Here is a 26,545-nt window from a genome sequence, read left to right as displayed (position 1 = left end):
GATACCACCAGCCACCCTGGATCGCCACGGTCCGGCCGGGCGGGTCGATCTCGACGGCCGGATAATGGGCGCCCCGCCGGGAATCGAAGTACTCGAACACCCGATCCACAACGACGTCCGCCGGCGCCGCCACGACCCCGGAGATCTCGACCATCGGTTTCACGACGTCGCCCGCGGGTCGCTGACACGGGTGTTCTGAAACGCCGTGATCAGCCAGCCCACGTCCTCCTTGATCAGGACGTAGCTCACCGTCGACGCCGGGCCGGATCCACCGCCGAGCGACCGTCCCCCGCCGGACAGCACGAGGGCGACGCCGGGCCGCACGAACCGGATCTCGGGCTTCCCGCCGCCGGCCAGCTTCGAACCCTTGAGCGGCCCTTCGAACAACGCGCGATGACCCGCTTCGATCGCCGCACGACCGGGCATGTTCACCCCGAAGAAGGTCGCGTACGTGGCGTCTTCGGTGAACAGCCGCCCGTACGCGGCGGCGTCACCCGCGTTCCATGCCTCGACGACACCACCGAGCACCTCGAGAACCTGCTTTTCCGCATCCATACCTGAGCTCCTTCGAACACTGTTCGTTATTACGAACACTGTTCTATCTGCGAACATCGTTCGTGTCAAGTACGGTGTTCGCTACAGTGGGCGCCGACGGAGGTGGTCAAGTGGAGGTCCCGAACCCGCCCTGGCATCGCGAGCCGCGACGCCGGGCGTCGAAGCCGCAGCTCTCGCAGGAGCTCGTGGTCAAGACCGCGCTCGGCATCCTGGCCGCCGAGGGCATCGACGCGGTGAGCATGCGGCGGGTGTCGCAGGCGCTCGACACCGGGCCGGCGTCGCTCTACGCCCATGTGTCCAATAAGGACGAACTCGACGAGCTGATGTTCGACCGGATCCTCGGCGAGGTTTCGTTGCCCACGCCCGATCCGGAGCGCTGGGCCGAGCAGGCCAAGGAGATCCTGCGCGGCCAGGTGAAGGCGATGCTCGCCTATCCGGGAATCGCGAAGGTCGCCTGGCGGACGATGGTGCCGGTCGGGCCGAACGTGCTCCGCCACGGCGAGGCGGTGCTCGCGTTGCTGCGCGCGGGAGGCCTGTCGCTCAAGCAGGCCGCGTTCGCCGGTGACGCGCTTTCCCTTTACACCAAGGCATACGCCTACGAAGGCAGCGTGTGGACGTCCGGCGAGGTCGACCAGGCCGACGTCGCGCGGCGCGGCGAGCAGATGACGGAATACATGAATTCCCTGCCGCCGCAAGCGTTTCCGAACATGCTGCAGCTAGGCGCCTTCTTCAACGAGGAAACGGCGAGCGACCGCTTCGAATTCGCCCTCGACATGTTCCTCAGCGGCCTGGCAAACCTAGCGAGCCACCCACCCAGCCGGGCCAGGGATGACAAGCTGGGCACATGACAGATCCGACCGACCCGTGGAGCGTCTTCCACTTTTCCCAGAGCAACCCATCGGGCCCCGGCCAAGGCGACGTCGCGGCTCTGTTACGCCGGGTCGCCGATTCCGTCGACGAGCTCGGCGACGTGCGGATCCAGGACGTCACCTTCAGTTCCCAGGTCACCGAAGGCGAAGATGACCTCACCATGACCGTCTACTACAACCGCGAACCCGCGCCGCGGTAGCTCATTCGATGTCGCGCAGGTGTTCCCCGCCGGTATCGAAGAACCTGTCGACATACTCTCCAGGCGGAAGCTCACTGTCACGCAGCAGCGAGAACAACTCGGCTCCATGACCAAGCTCGATATCCTCGTCCAACGTATAAGCCTGAGCGAAGCCGACATAGCTGAGCTCATACCCCGACTTCGCGTAAACAGCCGCCTCGCGCTCAGCGAATTCGACGGCCTGCTCGGCGCTTGTCGCCCGCCACAACGTGATGCGTTCCTCGTACGGCTTCTCGTCGTAGCTGATCCACCGGAACACACACCGGACGCTGTACCAACGCTCACTCATCGGCACTACTTCCGCGGGCACTCAGGGCACCAGCCGTCGCACGACGCCGTCCGCCAGCAGCCGTCCTCGATCGGTCAGCACGGCCCGGCCGGAAGTGTCCAAAGTGGACGAATCCAGCAGCCCCTCCGCCGCCGCGACCCGCGCCTCGCGAACGCCGTCCTCGTCGAGCGCGTCCAGCGAAAGTCCTTCGGAGAGCCGCAGTTCGAGCATGACCCGCTCGAGCTGCTGGTCCGCCTCGGTCAGCACCTCACGCCCGGCCTCCGGCGAATCCCCTGCCGCCAGCAAGGACGCGTACCTCGCCGGGTGCTTCACGTTCCACCAGCGGACACCGCCGACATGGCTGTGCGCACCAGGACCCGCGCCCCACCAATCGCCCCCACGCCAGTAACCGATGTTGTGCCGGCAGCGCGCTTCCTCCGAGGACGCCCAGTTCGACACCTCGTACCAGCGCAGCCCCGCGGGCGCGAGCACCGAATCGATCAGTTCGTAGTCGGCCGCCAGTACGTCGTCATCGGGCGCGGGCAGCTCACCTCGGCGGACGCGCCGAGCCAGCGCTGTCCCCTCTTCGACGATCAGCGCGTACGCCGAAACATGGTCGACCCCGGCCGCGAGCACCGCGTCGAGCGAAGCGCGCAGGTCCTCGACGCGCTCGCCGGGCGTCCCGTAGATGACGTCGAGGTTGACGTGCTCGAACCCCGCCGCGCGAGCTTCCGCCGCGGCGGCGACCGGACGGCCCGGGGTGTGGACGCGGTCGAGGATCTTCAAGACGTGTTGCGCCGCGGACTGCATTCCCAGCGACACGCGCGTGAACCCCGCGTCGCGGATCCCCGCGAAGAACTCCGGGGACGTCGACTCGGGGTTGGACTCGGTGGTCACCTCGGCGCCCGGCGCGAGCCCGAACGAGTCCCGCACGGCGTCGAGAACCGAGCGCAGGCCGTCCGCGCCGAGCAGTGACGGTGTCCCGCCACCGACGAACACGGTGTCCGCGGCGGGCGGCGCGCCCAGCACGCGGGCGGCGTGTTCCAGTTCGAGTTTCAGGCCGTCAAGCCAGGACTGCGGCGACGTCGCCGAGTCCAGCTCGCCGGCGGTGTAGGTGTTGAAGTCGCAGTAACCGCAGCGCGTCGCGCAGAACGGCACGTGGACGTAGACACCGAACGGGCGCGTGCCGAGGCCCTTCAGCGCGGATTCGGGGAGCCCGGCGGCGACGGGGGCGGTGGTTTCGGGAAGCAAGGCGGGCACACCCCAAGTCTCCCCCAGGCTCTCCCGGTGGCTTATGGCCGGGCGGCGATGGTGACCTGCGCCGAGTTCGAGCGGGACCCGTCGGCGAACCGGACCCACACCGTCATGTTCAGGCTCAACGCGAAATCGTCGACGACGTAGTCGGCCGACCACTCGCCGCGGCTGTCGACGGCGATGTCCTGGGTCATCGGCGCCTCGAACACCACCTGAGTGGCGAGATGTCCCTTGACCTTCCCGTGGCAGCCCTTCGCCACGAAGTGATAGGTGTCGCCCTTGTAGAGCACCGACCCGTTCGCCGGCGCCACCAGCGCGCAGCCCTGGGTCGCGGCCGCCGTTCCCGGCACCGTCAGCGCGCCCAGCAGAACCATCGTTGTCGCGGCGATCAAGCGGCGCATCCGTCGTCCTCCATCACTCAGTGTGTCCGGATGGTGACGGTAGCGATGATCTAGTCCGGGCACCGGCGGACTCACCCGATGTGATGTCGGCCCGGCTAGCGATAGAACGTTCGTTCTGTACCATGGAAACATGAGTGCCGAGACACCGAGCGCCCGCGAAAGGCTGCTCACCACCGCGACCCGCCTGTTCTACGGCGAAGGCATCCACACCGTGCCGGTCGACAAGCTGGTCACCGAAGCAGGCGTCACCCGTGCCACGTTCTATCGGCACTTCCCCGCCAAGGAAGACCTGGTCGCGGCCTACCTCGCCGACATGGATCAGCGGATCCGCGCGGGAATCACCGCCGCCACCGAGGGCAAGACCGCCGAAGAAGCGGTGCACGCCGTCCTCGGCTTCTTCGGCGAGCAGACCTGCGGCAGCGGCTTCCGCGGCTGCGCGTTCATCAACGCCGCCGCCGAGTATTCGAACCCGCACGACCCCGTGCGGGTGGCTGTCGCGGCGCATCGCCAGTGGTTCCGCGACACCGTCAGCCGATACGTCGCCGAACTCGGCCTTCCCGACCCGGAGTACACCGTCGCGGTGCTGGTGCTCCTGCGCGACGGCGCGATGCAGGCGGGCGAGCTCGACGACCCGCGAGCCGTCCGCGCCACTTTGCACCGCGCCGTCCAAAACGTGCTCGACACGCCATAAAGGCCCCTTCCCAGCGGGAAGAGGCCTTCACGGACCGGTGACTCAGCCGCGAGCGGCGTCCTGGATCAGGTCGGCCACGGCGTCCGGACGGGAAACCGCCACCGAGTGCGACGCCTTGACCTCGACGGTGTGGGCGTTCGCCCGCTTCGCCATGAAGCGCTCAGCCGCCGCCGGGATGGCGTTGTCGTTGGTCGCGACCAGCGCCCACGACGGGACGGTCTTCCACGCCGGGACGCCGACGAACGGGGCACCGAGCGCAGAGACGTCGACGGGACGCTGGGTGGCGGCTCCGACAGCGGCGGCCTCACGCGAGAGGTCGCCCGCGAAGACGTCGCGGTAGTTGGCGGGGTTGATGCTCAGCTCGGTACCGCCGGGGTAGGCGAGCGGCGTCGAGGTGTCCGGGCCGAGCTTCGAACCGGGGAACTTGCCGGACAGCTCCAGCGCGCTCTCACCGGTCTCCGGCGCGAAGGCCGCGATGAAGACAAGCGCTTTCACCTGGGGATTGTCCTTCGCCGCACCGCTGATCACCGCGCCACCGTAGGAGTGACCCACCAGCACGATCGGCCCGGTGACGCTCTTGAGCACGGCCGACACGTACGCCTGGTCGGACTCGAGCCCCCGCAGCGGATTGGCCGGCGCGAGAACCGGGTAGCCGCGGCGCTGCAGCCGCTCGACCACGCCGTTCCAGCTCGACGAGTCGGCGAAGGCGCCGTGCACCAGCACCACGGTCGGTTTCGACTGCGACTTCGAATCCGGGGTGGACGGCTCGGCGGAAGCCGACGAACCGGACACCGCGAACGCGCCGACAAGACCGACCACGGCCGCGGAGACACCGACACGCCGCTTCAAGCTTCCGAAAAACCCGGTCTTCTTCATGGCGGGAACTTCTCCTTCAGATAGACAGAACGTTCGTTCTTCTTGAAGCTAGCGTGCTTCGCCCCCGCCGTCAACAACCGGCTTGATCGGTGACGCTTCTCCCACCATCCGGACTCACCTGGACCACATTCTGGGCACGTGGCACTCTTGCCGGGTGACTCATGCCGGTGTTCGTCTCGTGGCCAGGCGCCACGTCGACCTCGTGCGTGTCGCCAGTGCCCTGTGCCGGGCTTCCCGCTGATTTCCTGCCACCACCGCATTCCACGAATACGGACCAGCAGGCTCCGGCCGCGCGACGAACCACCCCCACCACGGTCTTGACCAGGGTGTCCGCCGCGCACCGGCGCCTACGAGCCCCGGAGGACGACCCATGGCCTCGCCCACGCGCGAAACCCCGAACGCGCCTCGCGCCCCTCGCGTAAAGCAGAAGCGAGGCGAAGGACAGTGGGCTCTGGGCTACCGAGAGCCGCTCAACCCGAACGAGCGGGCCAAGAAGGACGACAACCCGCTCAACGTCCGCGCCCGGATCGAAAACATCTACGCCCACCGCGGTTTCGACTCGATCGACCCCGGTGACCTGCGTGGCCGGTTCCGCTGGTTCGGGCTGTACACGCAGCGCAAGCCCGGGATCGACGGCGGCCGCACGGCCACGCTCGAGCCCGAAGAGCTCGACGACAGCTACTTCATGCTCCGCGTGCGCCTCGACGGCGGCGCGCTGACCACCGCGCAGCTCGCCGTCCTCGGCGAGATCTCGCAGACCCACGCACGCGACACCGCGGACATCACCGACCGCCAGAACATCCAGTACCACTGGATCCAGGTCGAGGACATGCCCGCCATCTGGGCCAAGCTCGAAGGCGCCGGGATGACCACGATGGAGGCCTGCGGCGACAGTCCCCGCGTCATCCTCGGCTCCCCCGTCGCGGGCATCGCGGCCGACGAGGTCATCGACGGCACCCCCGCCATCGACGAGATCAAGCGGCGCTTCATCGGCGACCCGCAGTACTCGAACCTCCCCCGCAAGTTCAAGACGGCGATCTCCGGCCAGGCCGACGTCGCCCACGAGATCCACGACATCGCCTTCGTCGGGGTCAACCACCCAGAGCACGGCCCCGGTTTCGACCTCTGGGTCGGTGGCGGGCTGTCGACGAACCCGATGATCGGCCAGCGCCTCGGCGCCTGGGTGCCACGCGACGAGGTAGCGGACGTCTGGGAAGGCGTCATCAGCATCTTCCGCGACTACGGCTACCGCAGGCTGCGGGCGCGGGCGCGCATCAAGTTCCTGGTCAAGGACTGGGGTGCCAAGAAATTCCGCGAAGTCCTCGAAACCGAGTACCTCAAGCGCAAGCTCGTCGACGGCCCCGCGCCGGCGATCTCCGACAAGCCGCTCGACCACGTCGGCGTGCACCCGCAGACCGACGGCAAGTTCTACGTCGGCGCCGCGCCGATCGCGGGCCGGGTCTCCGGCTCGACGCTGCTCGCCGTGGCGAAGGCCGCCGAGCGTGCCGGCTCGTCGCGGGTTCGCCTTACGCCGCAACAGAAACTGGTCGTCCTCGACGTCAACGAGGGTGAGGTCCCCACGCTGCAGAACGAGCTCGCGACGCTGGGCCTGCAGACCGATCCTTCGCCGTGGCGGCGCGGGATCATGGCGTGCACCGGCCTGGAGTACTGCAAGCTGGCGATCGTCGAGACCAAGGCCCGCGCGCACGATCTGGTCGCGGATCTCGAAAAGTCGTTGGCGGACATCCAGTCCGAGATCGACGCGCCGGTCAGCGTGCACCTCAACGGCTGCCCCAACTCCTGCGCCCGCATCCAGACCGCGGACATCGGCCTCAAGGGCCAGATCGTCACCGACGCCGACGGCAAGCAGGTCGAAGGCTTCCAGGTGCATCTCGGCGGCGGGCTCGGCCTGGACGCCGGGTTCGGGCGGAAACTGCGTGGCCACAAGGTCACCAGTGCCGAGCTGACCGGGTACGTGGAGAAGCTGGTCCGCGCGTTCGTCGCCAAGCGTGAGCCGGGCGAGCGGTTCGCGCAGTGGGTCGCTCGGGCTGAAGAAGGCGATTTGCAGTGACCGAACGGGTTTCGCCGTTTTACTGCCCGTATTGCGGTGACGAAGACCTGAGGCCGGAAGAAGGCGGAGCCTGGTTGTGTTCCGGTTGCAGGAGGGTTTTCTCCGTGAAATTCATCGGCCTGTCTCTACCGGAGGTGTCTCAATGACCGCTACGGCCGACTACAAATCGCTGGCCACTCGTGCGATGAAGGAACTCGCAGACGCGTCGGCGGACGAAGCTTTGCGCTGGACCGTGGACACGTTCGGTGACGACTTCATCGTGGCGTCGAACATGCAGGACGCGGTGCTGATCGACCTGGCCACCAAGGTCAAGTCCGATGTGGACATTCTCTTCCTCGAAACCGGCTACCACTTCGCCGAAACGATCGGGACCCGCGACGCCGTCGAGACGGTGTACTCGGATGTCCGGATCGTCAACGCGCAGTCGGCGCAGAGCGTCGCCGAACAGGACGCCGAGTACGGGCCGAAACTGCACGACCGCGACCCGACGCAGTGTTGCAACCTGCGCAAGGTGATCCCGCTGCGCGACACCCTGGCGAAGTACTCCGCCTGGGTCACCGGGGTCCGCCGGGTGGACGCGCCGACGCGCGCGAACACCCCGATCGTCACCTGGGACGACCGCAACGGGCTGGTGAAGATCAACCCGATCGCGCCGTGGACCGACGACGAGTTCAACGGCTACATCCGTGACCACGGGATCCTGGAGAACCCTTTGGTGGGCGCCGGCTATCCGTCCATCGGCTGTGCGCCGTGCACGGCGAAGGTGGAACTCGGCGCCGACCCGCGCAGTGGCCGCTGGGCGGGCCAGTCCAAGACCGAGTGCGGTTTGCACGGCTAAAGGCCCACCCGTCAACCCGACCACCACCCCTCAAGGAAGGCGCTCCGCGCCGCTGAATGGGATCCTATGACCACGCTCGAACCGGCGACCGATGCCGCACAGGACAACCTGGCGGCGCTGGAATCCGAAGCCATCCACATCTTCCGGGAAGTAGCCGGCGAGTTCGACCGTCCGGTGATCCTCTTCTCCGGCGGTAAGGACTCGACCTTGCTGCTGCACCTGGCGATCAAGGCGTTCTGGCCGGCGCCGGTGCCGTTCCCGCTGCTGCACGTGGACACGGGCCACAACTTCGACGAGGTCATCGAATTCCGCGACCGCGTGGTCGAGAAGTACGGCCTGCGGCTGGTCGTGGCGAAGGTCCAGGACTGGATCGACGACGGCAGGCTCGAAGAGCGCGCCGACGGCATCCGCAACCCGTTGCAGACCACGCCGTTGCTGGAGACGATCTCCGACAACAAGTACGACGCGGTGTTCGGCGGCGGGCGCCGGGACGAGGAACGTGCCCGGGCGAAGGAGCGGATCTTCAGCCTGCGCAACGCTTTCGGCCAGTGGGAGCCGAAGCGCCAGCGCCCCGAGCTCTGGAACCTCTACAACGGCCGCCACCGCGCCGGCGAGCAGGTCCGCGTGTTCCCGCTGTCCAACTGGACCGAGGCGGACGTGTGGAACTACATCGCCCGCGAGAACGTCGATCTGCCGTCGATCTACTACGCGCATCAGCGCGAGGTCTATCAGCGTGACGGCATGTGGCTCGCCGAAGGACCGTGGGGCACCGCACGTCCGGATGAGGAGCTCCGCGAGCTGACCGTGCGCTACCGGACCGTTGGTGACGGGTCCTGTACCGGCGCGGTCGAATCCAGTGCGTCCACTGTGGACGAAGTCATCGCCGAGGTTTCGGCGAGCAGGCTCACCGAGCGTGGCGCGACGAGGGCCGACGACCGGCTTTCCGAGGCCGCGATGGAAGATCGCAAGCGAGAGGGCTACTTCTGATGTCGAGCTTGCTGAGGCTGGCGACAGCCGGCAGCGTGGACGACGGGAAGTCGACCCTGGTGGGCCGGCTGCTGTTCGACACGAAGTCCGTTCTCGCCGACCAGCTCGACGCGGTCACCCGCGCGAGTGTCGACCGCGGACTGTCCACACCGGACCTTTCGCTGCTCGTCGACGGCCTGCGCTCCGAACGTGAGCAGGGCATCACGATCGACGTGGCGTACCGGTATTTCGCGACCCCGCGCCGCAGTTTCGTGCTGGCCGACACCCCGGGCCACGTGCAGTACACCCGCAACACCGTGACCGGCGCGTCCACCGCGCAGCTCGCGGTGCTCCTGGTGGACGCGCGCAAGGGCGTCATCGAGCAGACCAGGCGCCACGCCGCTGTGCTCGCGCTGCTCGGCGTGCCGCATCTGGTGCTGGCGGTGAACAAGATCGACCTCGTCGGCTACGACGAAGCGACTTTCGCCGTGATCGCCGAGGAGTTCGCCGCGCACGCCGCCTCGCTGGGCTACCCGCGCGGTTCGGTGCTGTCGATCCCGGTATCGGCGCTGCAGGGCGACAACGTGGCGACGCCGTCCGAGCAGACGCCGTGGTACTCCGGGCCGACCCTGTTGGAGCACCTCGAAACCGTGCCGGTGGCGCCGGATCCGCACGACGCGGCGTTCCGATTCCCGGTGCAGTACGTCATCCGCCCGCGCACGCCCGAGTACCCGGACTACCGCGGTTACGCCGGCCAGATCGCCGCCGGGACCATCCGGCCGGGCGACGAGGTCGTCGTGCTGCCCCGGGGGCTGCGCACGAGGGTCGAGCGGATCGACACCGCCGACGGCCCGCTCGAGGAAGCGGGCGCGGGCACTTCGGTGACCGTGCTGCTGGCCGACGATCTGGACATCTCGCGCGGTGACCTCATCGCCGCCGCGGATCGGCAGCCGACGGTGACCGACCAGATCACCGCGACCCTGTGCTGGCTTTCGAGCAAACCTTTGGTGCCGGGGTCGAAGCTGCTCGTGAAGCACGGCGCGCGCACGGTCCAAGCGCTCGTGCAGGAGATCACCGCCCGCTTCGACGAGCAGACACTGTCCAGTGTGGACGGACCGGATTCGCTGGAGCTGAACGACATCGGCCGGGTCATCCTGCGCACCTCGGAAGAGATCCCGGTCGACGACTACGGCACGAGCCCGCGTACGGGCGCTTTCCTCGTCATCGACCCGAAGGACGGCGACACGCTGGCCGCGGGCATGGTCGGCGAGCGGTTCGCGTGACGATCCCGCTCGTCGCCGTCGCGCACGGCAGCCGGGACCCGCGCTCGGCCGCCACCGTGCGAGCGCTCGTCGCCAAGGTCGCCGAGGCGGCACCGGACGTCGACGTGCGAGTGTCCTTTCTCGACTTGTCGACTCCGCGGGTTCCCGATGTCCTGCACCGGCTGCACGGTGAAGGACACCGGGAGATCGTGGTGGTGCCACTGCTGCTCGGCAGCGCGTACCACGCCCGCGTCGACCTGCCCGCGCTCGTCGACGAGGTCACCGCCGGACGGCCGGGGCTGCGGGTGACGATCTCCGATGTACTCGGTATCGATCCCACGCTCGAAGCGGTCGCACTCGACCGGCTTTCCGAGACGGGCGTGGAAATCTCCGAGCCCGGGCTCGGCCTGGTGCTCGCCGCTGTCGGTTCGTCGAACGCTCCGGCCAACGCGGCCGTCACGCGGATCGCGGAGCGCTGGCAAGCCCGTCATGGGCTGCCGGTGGTGCCCGCCTTCGCGAGCGCCACGAAACCGGATATGCCCGGCGCGATCGCGAAACTCCGGGCCCGTGGTGCGCACCGGATCGCGGTCGCGTCCTGGTTCCTCGCGCCGGGCCTGCTGCCCGACCGTGTCGCCCGCCTCGCCGAAGAGGCCGAGCCGGGTGTGCTCATCGCCGGGCCGCTGGGTCCGGATCCCCGTGTCGCCGAGCTGGTCCTGCGCCGCTACGAAACGGCCATCGAGGCACGCCACGGCCGGGTAAAGCTGTTGGCGTAGCGACCCGCAGGTGTCAGGATCTCCCCGTGGAAGAGGAAATCGCCGCCCTGACGGCATTGCACGTGTCGCTGGACCAGCGTCCACGGCCGGAGGATGTGGCCGCGCTGGTGGTGAAGGCACTGCCGAAGAAGCTGGGCGTCCGCCAGCGGAACATGCTGCGCAGGGTCGCGAACACCGCGTCGCGCTGGCATGGCGAGACTTCGATGCCCTCAGACTTCGCCCGCCCGGTCGGCGGGGCCCGTCAGGTGGCGGCCGCCGAGCGTCTCTTCGAGCTGTCCGCGACCGGCGTCGACGCCGAAGACCCGGCGGCGCTGCGGACCTTCGCCGAAGAGGCGGGAACGCCCATGGGTGCCGCCCTCGGACGGCTCGACTTCCTCAACGACCGGCTCGACCGCAACTCGCGGTCCGTCGCCGGTATCGAGCTGTCCAAGCGGCAGTACAACCGCCGCTTCCGGCTTCTGCGGCGGATCGAAGCGAAAGCATCCACTTTGGACAATGAGCGGCGGAAGCGTTCTCTCGCACTGGTCGCGCGTGCCGGGCAGGCGTCCTCCATCGGACTCGGGCAGTTCCTCGCCGACCCGGACGCGGCCTGTTTCGTCGCCTACTACACGGCCAAGCGCAAGCTGCGCCGCGAGTTCACCCTGTCCGGGCGGGACAACTCCTACGACCAGATCGCCGAGCTGTTGTTCAAGCGCTGCCTGGGAAACCCAGCCACCGACTGGTGGATGATCGCGCAGGCCTACCCCGCACCCGAAGTGCTGCACCGGATTTCCGAGGCGCGGCGGGGAGAACTGCTGGGCCGATGGTTCGCCTCGATGCGGCAGGTCGGCGAGCTGCTCTCCGAGGTGTGGGAGGCGAGTGACTTCAACCGCGAGACCATGATCGTGCGCGCGGGCAACGACTCGTCGACCTGGAACCTCTTCACCGGCGCGTACAACACCGCCAGGGCGGGCTGGCTGTCGTGTCTCGCCGGATGCGAGGCACTGGACCTCCTGGACGTGTTCTGCCCAGGCAAGTCGATGCTGTTGATCGCGGGCGACCTCGCCGCCTGGCACGATCGGGACGGCTCCGGACGGCACCCCGACACCGGGGTGTGGGCACGGCTGCCGCTGCCGTGGCGGGTGCTGGACGGCCGGGAACAGTGCACCCGCGCCGACGTCCTCACCGCCTGTGCCGAGGCGAAGGTGGACGCGGTGAAGAGCGGCTGGGTCACGCCACGCCCGGCCGGGGCCGTTGGGTGGTTCCGGCCGACCCCGGAACTCGTGCACGGGGTCGCGGTCGCGGATCCCGCCTGGGCGGACCTGCTGCGCAAGGCCGGCGTCTTCAGCGGGAAGGCCGTCCGGGTACCGCCGGAAACCGGTGGACAGCCGCCCCGCAGGTAGGCAGGATCGCAGTTTCTCGTCGTAGCTCAGTGGTAGAGCTTCTGGCTCTGGTCCGGATGGACGCCGGTTCGAGCCCGGCCGACGAGGGTGGTGGCAGGTTGCGCGGTAGCTCAGCGGTAGAGCTTCCGGCTCTTCCCGGATGGACGCCGGTTCGAGCCCGGTCCGCGCAACCCTGCCACCACCGCGACAAAGTCCCGGCGCACTCTGCCCAGCCTGACCCGGCATGCGAAGGTGGGGCCATGGCTGACGAACTGGTGCACTATTCGGTGGCGGGCGGCACCGCCACGATCACGCTGGACTCCCCGCACAACCGCAACGCGCTGTCGGCGCAGCTGCGGCGCGAGCTGAGCGAGTCGCTGACCAAGGCCCGCGACGACGACGCCGTCCGCGTGATCGTGCTGACCCACACCGGCCCGGTGTTCTGCGCGGGCATGGATCTCAAGGAGGCCCGCGGCGCCGGAGCGGGCGACCAGGGCGTCAACGAGTTCCCGAAGATCCTCGAACAGCTCTGGACCAGCCCGAAACCGGTCGTCGCCAGGCTCGCCGGGCCCGCGCGCGCCGGTGGCGTCGGCATGGTCGCGGCCGCCGATATCGCTGTCGCGGTCCGGGAAGCGACGTTCGCGTTCACCGAGGTCCGCATCGGCGTGGTGCCGGCTGTCATCTCGCTGACCGTGCTCCCCCGCCTCAACCCGCGTGCCGGGCACGAGCTCTTCCTCACCGGCGAGACCTTCAACGCCGAGCGCGCGGCGGACATCGGCCTGATCAACTCGGCCGTCGACGCCGAAGACCTCGACACCGAGGTCGAGCGCTTCGTGAAAGCACTGGCGCTGGGCGGCCCCAAGGCGCTGGCCGCCACGAAGCAGCTGCTGAGCAGCCCGCGCCCGGCGACACCCAGCGACGGTTTCGAGGCGATGAACAAGCTTTCGGCCGGGTTCTTCGCGAGCGAAGAGGGCCAGGAAGGCATCACGGCCTTCGCGCAGAAGCGCAAGCCGAACTGGGTTCCGTAAGGCGAGCGGCCTGCGCACGCAAGCGCGGCCAGGCAGGTGGGTCGTGAGTGCGTAACAGTGTTAGAACACTGTTACGCACTCACGAGTCGGCGAGCAGGACGGTCAGGTGACGGCGGCCGGAGTCGCCGGGGGCGAGGGCGCGTTGCGCGTCCGAGAGCACGCTCCGGATCGACAGGTACGTCCGCGGCTCGGCCTGCTTGAGCAGGTCGGAGTCCACCCAGATCAGCACGTGCTCACCCGCGGGGAGCCACGAAAGATCGGTGAGGCAGTCGTACAGCGCGTCGAGGTTCTTGCCGAAGGTCGCGGGGAACGACAGCGCCGCGGCGATCGCGTCCAAGGTGGATGCCTTGTCCGTCATGGTCTTCCCGTCGAGCAGGTGCACGAACGCTCCGCGTGCCCTGGCCTTGGCGGCGAGCGCCGTCGCTGTCGGCGGCTGCGCGCCCGTCATTTGACGGTGTCCACGACGACGAACGACGAATAGTGGTCGCCGGTGTAGTACAGCTCCTGCGAACGGCCGGTGATGAGCCGCCGCGCGCCGCGGTCCGAACTGCCCGGCGTCTTCACGGTGTACTCGCGGTAGTAGTCGGACTGCTTGAGCGGCAACAGTTTCTCCCGGTTGCCGAACACCACGTCGTCGTTGCGCGGGTACGGGTACGGGCCGCCGGCCTTGATCAGCTTCCAGGTGTCCTTCGCCTCCGGGGGCAGGCTGGACAGCGGCTTGACGGCGAGGCCGGAATCGGCCCCCGCCACCGGTGCGCTGGACGAAGTCTGGGCCGGGGCGTCTTCGGTAACGGCGTCCTGCACGAACCAGCCACCGAGCACCAGCACGATGAGCCCGATCAGCGCAGCGGTGATCCGCCTTCGGTTGAACATGGTCGGCAGCTTAGGACGAGCCGTCTGACCGGTCTTCGCCGCGGGCCGCACCGAACAGCGTGGCGACCGCCCCGACAAGCTTGTCGATCACCCAGGCCGCGCCGAGACACAGCGGCCCGAGCACGACCATCACCAGCACGAACTGCACGGGAAACCACTGCTGCGCGAGCCACAGCTCAGCGCCATCCCACCAGTCGGCCAACCCGTTGAACACGGACGTGAGCCTACGCCCACTGTGCTGCCCCCGAAGCGCTGCCCGGGTAGGTTGCAGGCATGTTCGCCGTCTACGCCAAAGAACCCAACAAGGACAACCCATTGGACTCGCTGGTCGTCGGCGAGCGCCCCGATCCGGTGGTGCCGGACGGGTGGGTGAAGGTCCGGGTCAAAGCCGCCAGCCTCAACATGCACGACCTCTGGACGCTGCGCGGGGTCGGCATCAAGCCCGAGCAGTTCCCGATGATCCTCGGCTGCGACGGCGCGGGCACGCTCGACGACGGCACCGAGGTCGTGCTGCACGCGGTCGTCAACGCGCCGGGCTGGCAGGGCGACGACACGCTCGACCCGAAGCGGACGCTGCTCACCGAGAAGCACCAGGGCACCTTCGCCGACTACGTGGTCGTCCCGGCGCGCAACGCGTTGCCGAAGCCGGCCGGACTCTCGTTCGCCGAAGCCGCGACGATGGGCACGGCGTGGCTGACCGCGTATCGCATGCTGTTCGTGAAGTCCGGTGTCCGGCCGGGGCAGACGATCCTTGTCCAAGGCGCCTCCGGCGGCGTTTCGACCGCACTGATCCAGCTCGGGCGCGCGGCCGGTGTCCGTGTGTGGGTCACCGGCCGCAGTGAAGAGAAGCGGGCGCTGGCCGAGCAGCTCGGCGCGCACCAGACGTTCGAGTCCGGTGCCCGGCTGCCCGAGCGTGTCGACGCCGTTTTCGAGACCGTCGGCAAGGCGACCTGGTCGCACTCGCTGAAGTCGCTGAAGCCTGGCGGGATCATCGTCGTCTCCGGTTCCACGAGCGGGCCGGACGCGAACGCCGAGCTGCAGCGTGTCTTCTTCCTGCAGCTGCGGATCGCCGGTTCGACCATGGGTACCCGTGACGAGCTGGCCAACCTGCTCGAGTACGTAGATCTGGCCGGGATCCGGCCCCAGATCGGCGCCGAACTGCCGTTCAAGGACGCAGAGCAAGGCTTCCGCAGCATGGAGGCCGGAGAAACGGCGGGAAAGATCGTGTTCACCGCGTAGGCGGTATGCACAACTTGGTCTAGACCCTTACAATGCACGAGGCGCTGAATCGGGGTGCCTCTGGCCTTAAATACCAGGTCAGGGGTCACAATCCAGTAACTCTCCCAGACATTTGTATAGTCGGGAACTGGTAATTTCACGGTCAACATTCGACCGAAAAGTAACTTAGCTTCGGTATCCTGTAAACATGACCGCGATGAAGCGGCCCGTGCCGGCTACCCCGGCCGGCCGAAACGAGACCGACCTGGCGGAGATCCGGGTGGCCTACCGGCGTTACGCCGGAGTGCGTACCCGTGTCCTCGAAGTCGGCCCCACGACCGTCGTCGACACGGAGCCCGGGCGCGGCTCACGCCGCAAGCGCACGGCCATCGCCGCGAAGCCCGCCACTCCGCGTCTCGTTCTCTTCCACGGCTACTGCGACAGCGCCGACACCTGGCGTCCCGTGCTCGAAGAGCTCGGCGCCGCCGGTATCCCGGCGATCGCGGTCGACCTGCCCGGTTTCGGCGAGGCCGACGCGCTGCGTCCCGGCACCATGCTCCCGCAGCTGGACACGTTCGCCGCCGCCGTCATCAAGGAACAAGCCGTGCTCGGGAGCGTGGTCCTCGCCGGAAATTCACTCGGCGGCACGACAAGCCTGCGTGCCGCCCAGAACGCGACGCTCCCGATAGCCGGGGTCGTCTCCATCGCCGCCCCGGGGTTCGTCGACTCGTGGCTGATCAGGACGGTCGCCCGCTACCCGATCCCACTGCGGCTCTATTCGTCGCTGCCGCTGCCCGTCCCGGGTTTCGTCGTGCGCACTGTCGCCGAGCAGCTGATCCCCCGCTTCCTGTACGCCAACGCCGCGAAGGCCGAAGCGGTACACGTCAAGCGCTTCCTCGACCTCTTCCCGGACTACCGGGCCACCACGACGCTGCTCGAACAAGCCCGTCAGCTCGTCGAAGAACTCGCCGGCGCCTACCAGCTCGAAACCGTCAAGATCCCGCTGCTGGTCGTCGTCTGCGGCAAGGACAAGCTGGTCAGCGCGGCGTCCGGGCGGCAACTGCACGCATTGGTGCCGCACAGCAGGCTGATGGTCCGCGAAGACTGGGGCCACTGCCCGCAGCTGGACGACCCCATCGAGATCGCCGAACTGCTGTCCTACTTCGCCGCCGGAGTGAGCCGGGCCGACAAGCGCCCGCTCGTCCCCGCCGCGAAAGGGACATCCCGGCACGATTCCGCCGCCGGCTGAGCCACCCGTGGCATGAATGGACCTTTCAACCCAAACGCTTTGACGCCTGCGAGAACGCCTCGCGGGCTTCGCGCTCGAGCTTCGCGAAGATTTCGGCGGCCGGTCCGGCACCGGCGAGCGGGTAAGTCTGCCCGGCCCACATCGACATGGCCTCCGGGTCGCCCGCCTTGGCGGCGGCGGCGCGGATCGGCCTGGTCAGGTGATGGACGTCCGGGTATGCGGAAGGCGCGTCGGCGGACCGCTCCGCGAGGACGCGGTTCACCAGGCCGCGGGCAGGCCGTCCGGTGAAGGCCCGGGTGAACGCCGTCTTCCGGCCGCCCTCCGCGAGCGCGCGCTGCTGGGCGGGCTGGGTGCCCGCTTCGTCGGCCCGGAGGAACGCCGTGCCGAGCTGCGCGGCCGCCGCACCGGCGACCAGCACGGCGGCGACGTCGGCACCGTGCACGAGCCCGCCGGTGGCGATCAACGGCAGGTCGGTCACCGCCGAAACCAGGCGCAGTGCGGCGAGCAAGCCGTAGGTTTCTCCCCCTGCCGGGTGAACCGGGTCGTCCGCGAAGATCCCGCGGTGGCCCCCGGCTTCGAAGCCCTGGACGCACAACGCGTCGGCGCCGATCGCCGCGGCCAGATCGGCTTCCTCAGGCGAGGTCACCGTCACGATCACCAAGCTGCCGACCTCGTGCAGGCGTGCGACGTCGTCCACCGACGGAAGGCCGAAGGTGAACGACACGACCGGGATCCGGCGCTCGACGACGACGTCGAGCTTCGCGGGATACGCGTCGTCGTCCCAGTGCGCGTCGCCCGGCTCGACGCCGTAGCGCCGTGCCTCGGCCAGCAGGTGCTCCCGGTGACCGGAAAGGTCGGCCACCGAGGGCGCGCCGGGCAGGAAGAGGTTCACCCCGAACGGCTCAGCGGTCAGCTCGGCGGTTCGCGCGATCAGGTCGCCGAGCGCGTCGGCGGTCAGGTAGCCACCGCCGAGGAAACCGAAACCCCCCGCCGCCGTCACCGCGCTGACCAGCGCGGGAGTCGTGGGACCGCCCGCCATTGGGGCGACTATGACCGGAAACCGCAGGCGTTCGAACATGAGCCGAGCCTACCCACCGAACTTTGCCCCGTAGTGGTCTAGACCTATGTCGTTCCAGGTGACACCATTCGAAGAACGCCTCGCCCGGAGAATTCTGCCGCCAGGAGGACATCTGTGAAGATTCCACGAGCGCATCTCACTCGGCGGAGATGGGTACGCACCCTCGCCGTCTTAGCCATGGCCGGCAGCGTGACAGCCGCCACCCAAACCACCGGAGCCGCCGCTATCCCGCCGCTGCAAGCCATCGTGCCCGTACCGGTCTCCGTGCAGGCCGTCAACGGGGTCTCGTTCCCGCTGACCTCGACGACCAAGATCTACACCCAGGCGAACTCCGCCGACGCGAAAGCCGTCGGCGACTACCTCGCCGGGGTCCTGCGCCGCTCGACCGGCTTCGCGCTGCCGGTGTCGGACGCCCCGGCCATCCCGGCCGACGGCATCTCACTGCTGCTCTCGGGCGCCGACTCCAGCGTCGGCGCGCAGGGCTACCAGCTGAACGTCACCGCGAGCACGGCCGTGCTGCGCGCGAACACCGGTGACGGCCTGTTCGGCGGCGTCCAGACCCTGCGTCAGCTGCTGCCGGGCAAGATCGAGTCCGCCACCGTCCAAGCGGGCCCGTGGACGATCCCCGGCGCGAACATCGTCGACTACCCGCGCTTCGCCTACCGCGCCGCGATGCTCGACGTCGCCCGCCACTTCCACCCGGTGGCGAGCGTCAAGAAGTACATCGACCAGCTCGCGCAGTACAAGATCAACAATCTGCACCTGCACCTGTCCGACGACCAGGGCTGGCGTATCACCATCGACAGCTGGCCGAAGCTGACCACCGTCGGCGGCGCCACGCAGGTCGGCGGCGGCGCCGGTGGTTTCTACACCAAGGCGCAGTACGCCGAGATCATCGCCTACGCGACCTCGCGGCACATGACGGTGATCCCCGAGATCGACATGCCGGGACACACCAACGCGGCCCAGTCGGCCTACGCCGAACTGAACTGCAACGGCGTCGCTCCGGCACCGCGGACGGACACCGAGGTCGGCTACAGCTCCTTGTGCATCAACAAGGACATCACCTACACCTTCATCGCGGACGTCATCCGCGAGCTCGCCGCGATGACCCCCGGCCCGTACATCCACATCGGCGGCGACGAGGCCCAGGCGACCACGGACGCGGACTACCTGAAGTTCATCAACAAGGTCGTCCCGATCGTCACCGCCGCCGGTAAACAGGCCATCGGCTGGCACGAAATCGCCAAGGCACAGCTGCCCGCGTCGGCGACCCCGCAGTTCTGGGGCACGACGACTTCGGACTCCGGCGTCTCCAACGCCGTCGCCCGCGGCAGCAAGATCATCCTCTCGCCGGCGAACAAGGCTTACCTGGACATGAAGTACAACTCCAGCAGCCCGATCGGCCTCAACTGGGCGGGCTACATCGAGGTCCAGGACGCCTACAACTGGAACCCCGGCGCGTACCTCAACGGCGTGCCGGAATCGGCGATCAAGGGCGTCGAATCCCCGCTGTGGACCGAAACCGTCAAAACCTCGGCCGACATCGAGTACCTGGCGTTCCCGCGGCTCGCCGCGCACGCCGAACTCGGCTGGTCCCCGTGGTCGACGCACAACTGGGACGCGTTCAAGGCACGTCTCGGCGCACAGGCGCCACGCTGGCAAGCGCAGGGCATCAACTTCTACCATTCGGGCCAGGTGCCGTGGGAAAACGGCACCAGCGTGCCCGGAACCTGCGGTGCCACGACGTGGAGCGGCACGGCCATCTACAACGGCGGTGCGGTGGTGTCCCACAACAACCACAAGTGGACCGCCAAGTGGTGGACGCGGAACGAAGAACCCGGCACCACCGGTGAATGGGGCGTCTGGCGCGACGACGGCGCCTGCTGACCTCCTTTCCCTGCGCTGAAGGCCCGAGGCGACCGCCTGTCGTCTCGGGCCTTTTTGGGTCTACGGTTTACCGATGCCCTCCGATTTGGAACTCGTGCGCAAGCTTTCCGCCGCAGAGCACGGCCTCGCGACGATCACCACCGTCCGCCCCGACGGCACCGTCCACGCTTCGGTCGTGAACGCCGGCGTCATCGAAGATCCCGTGACCGGCAAGACCAGCGTCGGCTTCGTGGCACGGGGCGGCACGCGCAAGCTGGAGTTGTTCCGCCGCAACGGACACGCGACGATCGTCTTCCGCCGCGGCTGGGACTGGGTCGCGGTCCAGGGCGCGACCCACCTCGTCGGCCCGGACGACGCCGACCCCGACTTCGACGACGCGAAGCTGCCGCAGCTGCTCCGGGATGTGTTCATCGCGGCGACCGGGACCCACGACGACTGGGACGCCTACGACCGCGTCATGGCCGAAGAGCGCCGCGTGGCCGTGTTCATCGAAGCCAGCCGCATCACCGGCAACGGCTGATCCCCGCCCCTGAGCGAACACGAAAAGCGCGGCCCCCCGAAAGAATGATTCGGGGGACCGCGCCGGAAAGTCCTGCTACTTCTTGCCCTTGCCACTGTCCTCAGTGGACAGTGCGGCGACGAAGGCCTCCTGCGGGACCTCGACGCGGCCGACGGTCTTCATCCGCTTCTTGCCTTCCTTCTGCTTCTCCAGCAGCTTGCGCTTACGCGAGATGTCACCGCCGTAGCACTTCGCGAGCACGTCCTTGCGGATCGCGCGGATCGTTTCGCGGGCGATGATCCGGGCGCCGATGGCGGCCTGGATCGGCACCTCGAAGCTCTGGCGCGGGATGAGCTCCCGCAGCCGGAGCACCATGCGGTTCCCGTAGGCGTAGGCATCGTCCTTGTGCACGATCGCCGAGAAGGCGTCCACCGCTTCACCCTGCAGCAGGATGTCGACCTTGACGAGGTCCGCGGCCTCCGCGCCCGCCTCTTCGTAGTCGAGCGACGCGTAGCCGCGGGTGCGGGACTTCAGCGTGTCGAAGAAGTCGAAGATGATCTCGCCCAGCGGCAGGTTGTAGCGCAGCTCGACCCGGTCCTCGGACAGGTAGTCCATCCCCAGCAACTGCCCGCGCTTGCCCTGGCAGAGTTCCATGATGGTGCCGATGAACTCCGACGGCGCCAGGATCGAGACCTTGCTGACCGGCTCCATCACCTTGTCGATCTTGTTGCCCGAAGGCCAGTCCGACGGGTTGGTGACGTGGATCTTCCGGCCGTCGTCGAGGATCACGTCGTAGACGACGTTCGGCGCGGTGGAGATCAGGTCGAGGCCGAACTCACGCTCGAGCCTGTCCCGGGTGATCTCCAGGTGCAGCAGCCCGAGGAACCCGCAGCGGAAACCGAACCCGAGCGCGACCGAGGTCTCCGGCTCGTAGTCCAGCGCGGCGTCGTTGAGCTGGAGCTTGTCGAGCGCCTCGCGCAGGTTCGGATAGTCCGAGCCGTCCATCGGGTACAGACCCGAGTAGACCATCGGCTTCGGCTCCCGGTAGCCCGCGAGGGCCTCCTTGGCGCCGTTGCGCTCGCTGGTGACGGTGTCACCGACCTTCGACTGCCGGACGTCCTTCACCCCGGTGATGAGGTAGCCCACCTCGCCGACGCCGAGCCCGACGCTGACCTTGGGATCCGGCGAGATGATGCCGACCTCGAGCAGCTCGTGGGTGGCGTTGGTGGACATCATCCTGATCCGCTCGCGCGGGGTGATCTTGCCGTCCATCACGCGGATGTAGGTCACGACGCCGCGGTAGGTGTCGTAGACCGAGTCGAAGATCATCGCGCGCGCCGGGGCGTTCGCGTCGCCGACGGGATGCGGCACCTGGCGGACGGCCTCGTCCAGCAGCTCGCGAACGCCGACACCGGTCTTCGCCGAGACCCGCAGCACGTCCGACGGCTCGCAGCCGATGATGTGCGCGAGTTCCGCGGCGTACTTGTCCGGGTCGGCCGAGGGCAGGTCGATCTTGTTGAGCACCGGGATGATGTGGAGGTTCTTCTCCAGCGCCAGGTACAGGTTGGCCAGCGTCTGCGCCTCGATGCCCTGTGCGGCGTCGACCAGCAGGATCGCACCTTCACAGGCCTCGAGCGCGCGGGACACCTCATAGGTGAAGTCGACGTGACCCGGGGTGTCGATCAGGTGGAGCACATAGTCCTGATCGCCGACCTTCCACGGCAGGCGCACGTTCTGCGCCTTGATCGTGATGCCGCGCTCGCGCTCGATGTCCATCCTGTCGAGGTACTGGGCACGCATGTCCCGCCCTTCGACCACGCCGGTGAGCTGCAGCATCCGGTCGGCCAGGGTGGACTTGCCGTGGTCGATGTGAGCGATGATGCAGAAGTTCCGGATGAGCTCCGGGGGCGTGAAGGTCGTGTCGGCGAACGTCGTCACTCGTGTGGTCCTCGCGAAGAAGGTCGGGGTGGGCCACCTCTATGGTCCCATGGAGCTCCGGGTGCGATTGGGGGTCATCCCCGATGCGAGGTTCCCGACTCCGTGATGACCTCGAAGTATGAGTAATTCCATGATCGAAATGCTCGGCCGGGTGAGCAACGCCCTGACCGCGCACAGCACCGCGGCGACCGAAAGCCACCTCAAGACGGTGGCGAAGATCACCCCCGGCGAGACCGTGTGGACCGTCGGCCCCGATCCCGGCGCGGGAACCGACCGGGAAGACGCGTCGGTAGACGTCGTCCTGAGCGTCAACAACGTGCAGCTCTGGGCGGACAGGGTCGCGGGTTTCGCCGAGCTGCGCAGGGTCCTGCGCCCCGGCGGGAGGCTACTGCTTTCCGCGCCCGACAAGGGGTTGCCGGTGCCGCGGCACGCGCTGGCGTCCGAAGTGGAGCAAGCCGGTTTCACCGATCTGCAGACGTGGACGTGGGAGCCACCCGGCGTTTTCGCCACCAGGGCGGCCCAGCTGCGGGCGATCCGTGGTTAGCGGGGATCGGTACGGAGTGGATGTTTCTCCGGCACCTCCACCAGCACGATGCGGGTGCCGTCGGGATCGGAGATCCAGGCTTCGTCCAAGCCCCACGGCTCGCGGCGCGCGTCGCGATCCGCGGTGAGACCTTTCGCCTTCAGCTCCTCCAGCGTCGCCGGCAGGTCCCTGACCTGCAGCCAGAGGGCCACGTCCGGACTGGGCCCGGTCTCGCCCTTGCCGACGATCTCGAGCGAACCGTGCCCGAGGAAGAACACCGTCCCGCCCGGGAACTCCTTGTCGATCGCCAGCCCCAGGGTGTCGCGGTAGAACGCGGTGGACACTTCGGGATCCTTCGGGTGGATCAGCACCCGGCTACTCAGGACGTCCATCCTTCATCCTTAGCCGATCCGGTCAAGCCGCGGCAATAGCCGCGATCCCGGCGAGGACGACCAGCGAACCGGCCGTAGCGGACGTAGGCGCCTCGGGACGGACGCCGGACGGCCTGTAAGCTTGCGCATCGTTGCCGTGTGGCATTCCGCAATGGAGGAAACCTGCCGTCGCTCGATTGGGCGGTCAGAGCCACAAGAACGCGGCACGAATTCACCGAATCTGATCAAGGAGCGCCCGCGTGGCCAACATCAAGTCCCAGATCAAGCGCATCACGACCAACGAGAAGGCACGCCAGCGCAACGTGGCGATCAGGTCCTCGGTCAAGACCGCGATCCGCAAGTTCCGCGACGCCGCCGACGCCGGTGACAAGGACAAGGCCCTCGAGCTGCAGCGCGACGCCGCCAAGAAGCTCGACAAGGCCGTCACCAAGGGTGTTCTGCACGCGAACCAGGCCGCGAACAAGAAGTCCGCGCTCGCGAAGCGCGCCAACGCGCTCTGACGCTTGCTTCTGACCGCGAAGTCTCTTCTCGAAAGGCCCCTGGTGACCACGGTCATCAGGGGCCTTTCGCTGTTTGCCTGTTATTTGGTGAGTAAGGCAAACGTGGCATGTCTCAGAGCGCTGGGGTGGCAGAGCTCGACTTGAGCGGGAACGCCGTGAAGGAGGCCTTCACTACCTCAGGCGACAAGCCGAGCGGCGCTTTCTCACCAAAGTGCGAAACTTCGCTCCCGGGCGACGCCACCTTTGACCTTCCCATCATTAGTTCTCGCCCTTGGCGGCGATCAGTTCCAGTACCGCCCGTTCGAGGGCGTACTCGGGGTCGGCCGCCGCGCCTTTGACCTCGGCGTTGAGCCTGGCCACGACCCGCATGGCGTCCGCCAGGCCGTCGGGGCCCCAGCCGCGGGTCTGGCCCTGGGCCTTGCGGATCTTCCACGGCGGCATGCCGAGCTCGCCTGCCATCTGGTTGGGGTTGCCTCGCCCGGCCGCGGACACCCGCGCGATGGTGCGGACGGCGTCGGCCAGCGCGTCGGCGACGAGCACGTGCGGGACGCCGAGTTGCATCGCCCAGCGCAGTGATTCGAGCGCGGCCGCCCGATCGCCGGAGACGGCCTTCTCGGCGACCGCGAACCCGTTCACGTCCGCCTTGCCACGGTGGTAGCGGTGGACGGCCTCTTCGTCGACGGTGCCGCCCGAGTCCGCGACGAGCTGCGAAGCCGCCGAGGACAGCTCACGAAGGTCCGAGCCGACCGCGTCGATCAGCGCACCCACCCCGGCCGCGTTGATCTTCCCTCCGGCGAGGCGAACTTCGTTGCGGACAAAGGATTCCCGCTCGGCAGGCTTGGTCAGCTTCGGGCATTCGGTGATCACCGCACCCGCCTTGCGCAACGCCGCGGGCAGCGCCTTGCCTGCCTTGCTGCGGCCACCGCCGGTGTGCACGACGACGAGCACGATACCTTCGGCCGGCTGCGCGATGTAGCCCATGACGGCGTCGGCGATCTCCTGCGAAATGTCCTGGGCTGAGTCGATCACGATCACCCGGCCCTCGCTGAACAACGACGGGCTGACCATCTCGGCCAGCACCGGGGCTGTGAGTTCGGACACCCGGACCCGGGTCATGTCGGCCGTCGGGTCGACCACCCTCGCGGCGTCGAGCGAGCCGCGGACGGCACGCTCGATGAGCAGTTCTTCTTCGCCGAGAACCAGGTGGAGCGGGGCTGGGGCGGAGGCGGTCGCGGTCACGCCCACGATCCTCCCACTTGCGCTGTGACCTCTCCTCGTCCGGTGAGATCCACCCTCCGCCATGGCACGAAGTAATCGCCATGTCGTACGGTGTAGCCGAGGCAGTGCCGAGCACCGCACGCCGAAAACTGAATACCGCTCATCCAGAGGGGCAGAGGGAACGGCCCGACGAAGCCCCGGCAACCGGCGTCAGCCTGTCATCTCGCGTTCAGCGAGGTAGCTGACGATCACGGTGCCAATTCCGGCCCGCGCACCGCGTGGGGCAGATGAGGAAAGGACCTCGTGATGACTGCAACCCTCGACACGAACACCTCGATCAAGCGCACCCCGGATCTCGGACCGGCGATCGGCTTGATCTCGAAGGAAGAGGGCCACCGGCAGCCCCTGGCTCCGGAGTTCGTATCCGCCGAGGACTTTTCCCCGCTCGAGGTCGAATACGACTTCGGCACGGTCACCCGCGAAGACATCCAGGCGGGCCCGAACAACATCTGGCGGTACAAGAAGCTGCTGCCAGTGCCCTCGAACGTCGAGGAAATCCCCAACACCGAGCCCGGTGGCACCCGGCTGATCCGCGCCGACAGGCTCGCCAAGGCGCTCGGCGCCAAGACGGTCTACGTCAAGGACGACACCGGCAACCCCACCCACTCGTTCAAGGACCGCGTGGTCGCGGTGGCACTGGCCGCCGCGCGCGAGTTCGGCTTCGACGTGCTGGCGTGTCCGTCGACGGGCAACCTCGCGAACGCCGTGGCGGCCGCCGCCGCACGCGCCGGGTGGCAGTCCGTCGTGCTGATTCCCTCCAATCTCGAAAAAGCCAAGATCCTCACCACCGCCGTGTACGACGGCGCGCTGATCGCCGTCGACGGCAACTACGACGACGTCAACCGGCTGGCCACCCAGCTCGCCGGGGATCACGAGAGCTGGGCGTTCGTGAACGTCAACGTGCGCCCGTACTACTCGGAGGGCTCCAAGACCCTCGCGTTCGAGGTCGCCGAGCAGCTCGGCTGGCGCATCCCCAAGCAGATCGTCGTGCCGATCGCGTCGGGTTCGCAGCTGACCAAAGTGGACAAGGGTTTCCGTGAGTTCGCCAAGCTCGGCTTGGTCGAGGACACCGCGTACAAGATCTTCGGTGCCCAGGCCACCGGCTGCTCGCCCGTCTCGGCCGCCTTCCGCGCGGGTCACGATGTCGTCCAGCCCGTGCGGCCGGACACGATCGCCCGTTCGCTGGCGATCGGCAACCCGGCGGACGGCCCGTACGTGCTCGACGTCGTCACCCGCACGGGCGGCGCCATCGAGGACGTCACCGACGAAGAGATCGTCGAAGGCATCCGCTTGCTCGCCCGGACCGAAGGCGTCTTCACCGAAACCGCCGGTGGGGTCACCGTCGCCACGGCGAAGAAGCTCATCGAGACCGGAAAGCTCGACCCCAACGAGGAAATCGTCCTGATGATCACCGGTGACGGCCTGAAGACGCTCGACGCCGTCGAGGGCAAGATCGGCCCGATGGCCACCGTGCCGCCGTCGGCCGAAGCCGTCCGAAAGGTCCTCGAGGGACGCTAGGTCGTGTCTGGTGAATCTGTTCGATGGGCTTCGTGATCCAGGTGGTTCCTGGCGGTGCGGGGGATTTGCCCTCGTACCGGGTCGTACTCGGGTGAATCCCCCGTGCCGTCAGGGGCCGCCTGGGCGCGGAGACCGCG

Annotated in this window: 31 protein-coding genes, 2 tRNA genes and 1 riboswitch; of the genes, 21 read left to right on the top strand and 12 right to left on the bottom strand. The window is 68.0% G+C overall.

All coding sequences use genetic code 11. The features are described 5' to 3' along the window. Positions 1-159: 159 nt before the first annotated feature. Positions 160-555, bottom strand: a complete 396-nt coding sequence (locus tag VGP60_RS18340) for an SgcJ/EcaC family oxidoreductase (RefSeq protein ID WP_327549236.1) — start codon at positions 553-555, stop codon at positions 160-162. A 110-nt stretch (positions 556-665) separates the two neighbouring features. Between VGP60_RS18340 and VGP60_RS18335 the strand changes: the two genes are divergently transcribed. Beyond that, positions 666-1,403: a TetR/AcrR family transcriptional regulator gene (locus tag VGP60_RS18335; protein WP_327549235.1), complete on the top strand. Its 738-nt coding sequence runs from the start codon at positions 666-668 to the stop codon at positions 1,401-1,403. Continuing rightward, entirely contained in the window at positions 1,400-1,624 is a 225-nt protein-coding gene (locus tag VGP60_RS18330; RefSeq protein WP_327549234.1) for a hypothetical protein, read from the top strand. The genes VGP60_RS18335 and VGP60_RS18330 overlap by 4 nt, the downstream gene beginning before the upstream one ends. Before the next feature lies 1 nt (position 1,625). On the opposite strand, the gene VGP60_RS18325 is transcribed toward VGP60_RS18330, so the two are convergent. Genes VGP60_RS18325 through VGP60_RS18315 form a run of 3 tightly spaced genes read right to left on the bottom strand, consistent with a single transcriptional unit; the run spans position 1,626 to position 3,586 of the window. After that, on the bottom strand, positions 1,626-1,922 hold the full coding sequence (locus VGP60_RS18325) for a hypothetical protein (RefSeq protein ID WP_327549233.1): 297 nt from the start codon (positions 1,920-1,922) through the stop codon (positions 1,626-1,628). Between the two features lie 51 nt (positions 1,923-1,973). Further along, positions 1,974-3,191, bottom strand: a complete 1,218-nt coding sequence (hemW, locus tag VGP60_RS18320) for a radical SAM family heme chaperone HemW (RefSeq protein ID WP_327549232.1) — start codon at positions 3,189-3,191, stop codon at positions 1,974-1,976. 32 nt (positions 3,192-3,223) lie between these two features. After that, the gene (locus VGP60_RS18315; protein WP_327549231.1) at positions 3,224-3,586 is read right to left on the bottom strand and encodes a hypothetical protein; all 363 of its coding nucleotides are present in this window, start codon (positions 3,584-3,586) and stop codon (positions 3,224-3,226) included. A 130-nt stretch (positions 3,587-3,716) separates the two neighbouring features. On the opposite strand from VGP60_RS18315, the gene VGP60_RS18310 reads away from it, so the two are divergent. Beyond that, on the top strand, positions 3,717-4,277 hold the full coding sequence (locus VGP60_RS18310) for a TetR/AcrR family transcriptional regulator (protein WP_327549230.1): 561 nt from the start codon (positions 3,717-3,719) through the stop codon (positions 4,275-4,277). A gap of 42 nt (positions 4,278-4,319) precedes the next feature. Here VGP60_RS18310 and VGP60_RS18305 read toward each other — a convergent pair whose 3' ends face one another. After that, the gene (locus VGP60_RS18305) at positions 4,320-5,153 is read right to left on the bottom strand and encodes an alpha/beta hydrolase (RefSeq protein WP_327549229.1); all 834 of its coding nucleotides are present in this window, start codon (positions 5,151-5,153) and stop codon (positions 4,320-4,322) included. Between the two features lie 154 nt (positions 5,154-5,307). On the opposite strand from VGP60_RS18305, the gene VGP60_RS41750 reads away from it, so the two are divergent. From VGP60_RS41750 to VGP60_RS18255, 11 genes are all read left to right on the top strand, one after another. Beyond that, on the top strand, positions 5,308-5,394 hold the full coding sequence (locus VGP60_RS41750) for a putative leader peptide (RefSeq protein ID WP_366942279.1): 87 nt from the start codon (positions 5,308-5,310) through the stop codon (positions 5,392-5,394). 129 nt (positions 5,395-5,523) lie between these two features. After that, the gene (locus VGP60_RS18300) at positions 5,524-7,224 is read left to right on the top strand and encodes a nitrite/sulfite reductase (RefSeq protein ID WP_327549228.1); all 1,701 of its coding nucleotides are present in this window, start codon (positions 5,524-5,526) and stop codon (positions 7,222-7,224) included. Next, positions 7,221-7,370, top strand: a complete 150-nt coding sequence (locus VGP60_RS18295) for an Insertion element protein (protein WP_327549227.1) — start codon at positions 7,221-7,223, stop codon at positions 7,368-7,370. Before VGP60_RS18300 ends, VGP60_RS18295 begins: the two co-directional genes overlap by 4 nt. Beyond that, positions 7,367-8,062 (top strand): phosphoadenylyl-sulfate reductase, encoded by a 696-nt coding sequence (locus VGP60_RS18290; protein ID WP_327549226.1) that lies wholly within the window; start codon positions 7,367-7,369, stop codon positions 8,060-8,062. The genes VGP60_RS18295 and VGP60_RS18290 overlap by 4 nt, the downstream gene beginning before the upstream one ends. Positions 8,063-8,128: 66 nt before the next feature. Continuing rightward, on the top strand, positions 8,129-9,049 hold the full coding sequence (gene cysD / locus VGP60_RS18285) for a sulfate adenylyltransferase subunit CysD (protein ID WP_327549225.1): 921 nt from the start codon (positions 8,129-8,131) through the stop codon (positions 9,047-9,049). Further along, a complete protein-coding gene (locus tag VGP60_RS18280; RefSeq protein WP_327549224.1) occupies positions 9,049-10,311 on the top strand; it encodes a sulfate adenylyltransferase subunit 1 in 1,263 nt (420 codons plus the stop codon). Before cysD ends, VGP60_RS18280 begins: the two co-directional genes overlap by 1 nt. Further along, positions 10,308-11,063 carry a sirohydrochlorin chelatase gene (locus tag VGP60_RS18275; protein ID WP_327549223.1) on the top strand — a complete coding sequence of 252 codons (756 nt, stop codon included), beginning with the start codon at positions 10,308-10,310 and terminating at the stop codon, positions 11,061-11,063. The genes VGP60_RS18280 and VGP60_RS18275 overlap by 4 nt, the downstream gene beginning before the upstream one ends. A 26-nt stretch (positions 11,064-11,089) precedes the next feature. Continuing rightward, entirely contained in the window at positions 11,090-12,445 is a 1,356-nt protein-coding gene (locus VGP60_RS18270; protein ID WP_327549222.1) for a hypothetical protein, read from the top strand. Between the two features lie 15 nt (positions 12,446-12,460). Beyond that, positions 12,461-12,532 (top strand) — tRNA-Gln (locus tag VGP60_RS18265). 12 nt (positions 12,533-12,544) lie between these two features. After that, positions 12,545-12,615: transfer RNA gene (locus tag VGP60_RS18260), tRNA-OTHER, on the top strand. Between the two features lie 69 nt (positions 12,616-12,684). Beyond that, complete coding sequence (locus VGP60_RS18255; protein WP_327549221.1) at positions 12,685-13,452, top strand: enoyl-CoA hydratase family protein; 768 nt, start codon at positions 12,685-12,687, stop codon at positions 13,450-13,452. A gap of 79 nt (positions 13,453-13,531) precedes the next feature. Here VGP60_RS18255 and VGP60_RS18250 read toward each other — a convergent pair whose 3' ends face one another. Genes VGP60_RS18250 through VGP60_RS18240 form a run of 3 tightly spaced genes read right to left on the bottom strand, consistent with a single transcriptional unit; the run spans position 13,532 to position 14,539 of the window. Beyond that, entirely contained in the window at positions 13,532-13,900 is a 369-nt protein-coding gene (locus VGP60_RS18250; RefSeq protein ID WP_327549220.1) for a barstar family protein, read from the bottom strand. Then, entirely contained in the window at positions 13,897-14,325 is a 429-nt protein-coding gene (locus VGP60_RS18245) for a ribonuclease domain-containing protein (protein ID WP_327549219.1), read from the bottom strand. Before VGP60_RS18245 ends, VGP60_RS18250 begins: the two co-directional genes overlap by 4 nt. A gap of 10 nt (positions 14,326-14,335) precedes the next feature. Continuing rightward, entirely contained in the window at positions 14,336-14,539 is a 204-nt protein-coding gene (locus VGP60_RS18240; protein ID WP_327549218.1) for a hypothetical protein, read from the bottom strand. Between the two features lie 59 nt (positions 14,540-14,598). Here VGP60_RS18240 and VGP60_RS18235 point away from each other — a divergent pair, with 59 nt between their 5' ends. After that, a complete protein-coding gene (locus tag VGP60_RS18235; RefSeq protein ID WP_327549217.1) occupies positions 14,599-15,564 on the top strand; it encodes a zinc-binding dehydrogenase in 966 nt (321 codons plus the stop codon). A 187-nt stretch (positions 15,565-15,751) separates the two neighbouring features. Further along, entirely contained in the window at positions 15,752-16,792 is a 1,041-nt protein-coding gene (locus VGP60_RS18230) for an alpha/beta hydrolase (protein WP_327549216.1), read from the top strand. Between the two features lie 25 nt (positions 16,793-16,817). Here VGP60_RS18230 and VGP60_RS18225 read toward each other — a convergent pair whose 3' ends face one another. Further along, positions 16,818-17,870 carry a nitronate monooxygenase gene (locus VGP60_RS18225; protein ID WP_327549215.1) on the bottom strand — a complete coding sequence of 351 codons (1,053 nt, stop codon included), beginning with the start codon at positions 17,868-17,870 and terminating at the stop codon, positions 16,818-16,820. Between the two features lie 177 nt (positions 17,871-18,047). Between VGP60_RS18225 and VGP60_RS18220 the strand changes: the two genes are divergently transcribed. Then, a complete protein-coding gene (locus VGP60_RS18220) occupies positions 18,048-19,760 on the top strand; it encodes a family 20 glycosylhydrolase (RefSeq protein WP_327549214.1) in 1,713 nt (570 codons plus the stop codon). 73 nt (positions 19,761-19,833) lie between these two features. Then, complete coding sequence (locus tag VGP60_RS18215; RefSeq protein WP_327549213.1) at positions 19,834-20,280, top strand: pyridoxamine 5'-phosphate oxidase family protein; 447 nt, start codon at positions 19,834-19,836, stop codon at positions 20,278-20,280. 75 nt (positions 20,281-20,355) lie between these two features. Here VGP60_RS18215 and lepA read toward each other — a convergent pair whose 3' ends face one another. Then, positions 20,356-22,197: a translation elongation factor 4 gene (gene lepA / locus VGP60_RS18210; protein WP_327549212.1), complete on the bottom strand. Its 1,842-nt coding sequence runs from the start codon at positions 22,195-22,197 to the stop codon at positions 20,356-20,358. Positions 22,198-22,315: 118 nt separating this feature from the next. Between lepA and VGP60_RS18205 the strand changes: the two genes are divergently transcribed. Beyond that, positions 22,316-22,741, top strand: a complete 426-nt coding sequence (locus VGP60_RS18205) for a class I SAM-dependent methyltransferase (RefSeq protein ID WP_414640373.1) — start codon at positions 22,316-22,318, stop codon at positions 22,739-22,741. Here VGP60_RS18205 and VGP60_RS18200 read toward each other — a convergent pair. After that, entirely contained in the window at positions 22,738-23,112 is a 375-nt protein-coding gene (locus VGP60_RS18200) for a VOC family protein (protein WP_327549211.1), read from the bottom strand. The two genes, VGP60_RS18205 and VGP60_RS18200, sit on opposite strands and share 4 nt — an antisense overlap. 239 nt (positions 23,113-23,351) lie before the next feature. On the opposite strand from VGP60_RS18200, the gene rpsT reads away from it, so the two are divergent. After that, a complete protein-coding gene (gene rpsT, locus VGP60_RS18195) occupies positions 23,352-23,612 on the top strand; it encodes a 30S ribosomal protein S20 (RefSeq protein WP_327549210.1) in 261 nt (86 codons plus the stop codon). A 258-nt stretch (positions 23,613-23,870) separates the two neighbouring features. On the opposite strand, the gene holA is transcribed toward rpsT, so the two are convergent. After that, the gene (holA, locus tag VGP60_RS18190) at positions 23,871-24,851 is read right to left on the bottom strand and encodes a DNA polymerase III subunit delta (protein ID WP_327549209.1); all 981 of its coding nucleotides are present in this window, start codon (positions 24,849-24,851) and stop codon (positions 23,871-23,873) included. Positions 24,852-24,987: 136 nt separating this feature from the next. After that, positions 24,988-25,124, top strand: a riboswitch (SAM riboswitch). Between the two features lie 12 nt (positions 25,125-25,136). Between holA and thrC the strand changes: the two genes are divergently transcribed. Beyond that, positions 25,137-26,408, top strand: a complete 1,272-nt coding sequence (gene thrC, locus VGP60_RS18185) for a threonine synthase (protein ID WP_327549208.1) — start codon at positions 25,137-25,139, stop codon at positions 26,406-26,408. Positions 26,409-26,545 lie beyond the last annotated feature (137 nt).

This window comes from Amycolatopsis sp., from assembly GCF_036008905.1.
In the GTDB taxonomy this organism is placed as follows: Bacteria; Actinomycetota; Actinomycetes; order Mycobacteriales; family Pseudonocardiaceae; genus Amycolatopsis.
The sequence above is the reverse complement of the archived record's forward strand: the minus strand, read 5'-3'. Positions and strand labels throughout refer to the sequence as shown.

Bases quoted from the DNA above. Each gene is read 5' to 3' on its own strand.
- VGP60_RS18340 (WP_327549236.1), bottom strand. From the start codon at position 555: ATGGATGCGGAAAAGCAGGTTCTCGAGGTGCTCGGTGGTGTCGTCGAG.
- VGP60_RS18330 (WP_327549234.1), top strand. From the start codon at position 1,400: ATGACAGATCCGACCGACCCGTGGAGCGTCTTCCACTTTTCCCAGAGC.
- VGP60_RS18315 (WP_327549231.1), bottom strand. From the start codon at position 3,586: ATGCGCCGCTTGATCGCCGCGACAACGATGGTTCTGCTGGGCGCGCTG.
- VGP60_RS18310 (WP_327549230.1), top strand. From the start codon at position 3,717: ATGAGTGCCGAGACACCGAGCGCCCGCGAAAGGCTGCTCACCACCGCG.
- VGP60_RS18305 (WP_327549229.1), bottom strand. From the start codon at position 5,153: ATGAAGAAGACCGGGTTTTTCGGAAGCTTGAAGCGGCGTGTCGGTGTC.
- VGP60_RS18300 (WP_327549228.1), top strand. From the start codon at position 5,524: ATGGCCTCGCCCACGCGCGAAACCCCGAACGCGCCTCGCGCCCCTCGC.
- VGP60_RS18290 (WP_327549226.1), top strand. From the start codon at position 7,367: ATGACCGCTACGGCCGACTACAAATCGCTGGCCACTCGTGCGATGAAG.
- cysD (WP_327549225.1), top strand. From the start codon at position 8,129: ATGACCACGCTCGAACCGGCGACCGATGCCGCACAGGACAACCTGGCG.
- VGP60_RS18280 (WP_327549224.1), top strand. From the start codon at position 9,049: ATGTCGAGCTTGCTGAGGCTGGCGACAGCCGGCAGCGTGGACGACGGG.
- VGP60_RS18255 (WP_327549221.1), top strand. From the start codon at position 12,685: ATGGCTGACGAACTGGTGCACTATTCGGTGGCGGGCGGCACCGCCACG.
- VGP60_RS18250 (WP_327549220.1), bottom strand. From the start codon at position 13,900: ATGACGGGCGCGCAGCCGCCGACAGCGACGGCGCTCGCCGCCAAGGCC.
- VGP60_RS18245 (WP_327549219.1), bottom strand. From the start codon at position 14,325: ATGTTCAACCGAAGGCGGATCACCGCTGCGCTGATCGGGCTCATCGTG.
- VGP60_RS18235 (WP_327549217.1), top strand. From the start codon at position 14,599: ATGTTCGCCGTCTACGCCAAAGAACCCAACAAGGACAACCCATTGGAC.
- VGP60_RS18230 (WP_327549216.1), top strand. From the start codon at position 15,752: ATGACCGCGATGAAGCGGCCCGTGCCGGCTACCCCGGCCGGCCGAAAC.
- VGP60_RS18225 (WP_327549215.1), bottom strand. From the start codon at position 17,870: ATGTTCGAACGCCTGCGGTTTCCGGTCATAGTCGCCCCAATGGCGGGC.
- VGP60_RS18220 (WP_327549214.1), top strand. From the start codon at position 18,048: ATGGCCGGCAGCGTGACAGCCGCCACCCAAACCACCGGAGCCGCCGCT.
- VGP60_RS18215 (WP_327549213.1), top strand. From the start codon at position 19,834: ATGCCCTCCGATTTGGAACTCGTGCGCAAGCTTTCCGCCGCAGAGCAC.
- VGP60_RS18205 (WP_414640373.1), top strand. From the start codon at position 22,316: ATGAGTAATTCCATGATCGAAATGCTCGGCCGGGTGAGCAACGCCCTG.
- VGP60_RS18200 (WP_327549211.1), bottom strand. From the start codon at position 23,112: ATGGACGTCCTGAGTAGCCGGGTGCTGATCCACCCGAAGGATCCCGAA.
- thrC (WP_327549208.1), top strand. From the start codon at position 25,137: ATGACTGCAACCCTCGACACGAACACCTCGATCAAGCGCACCCCGGAT.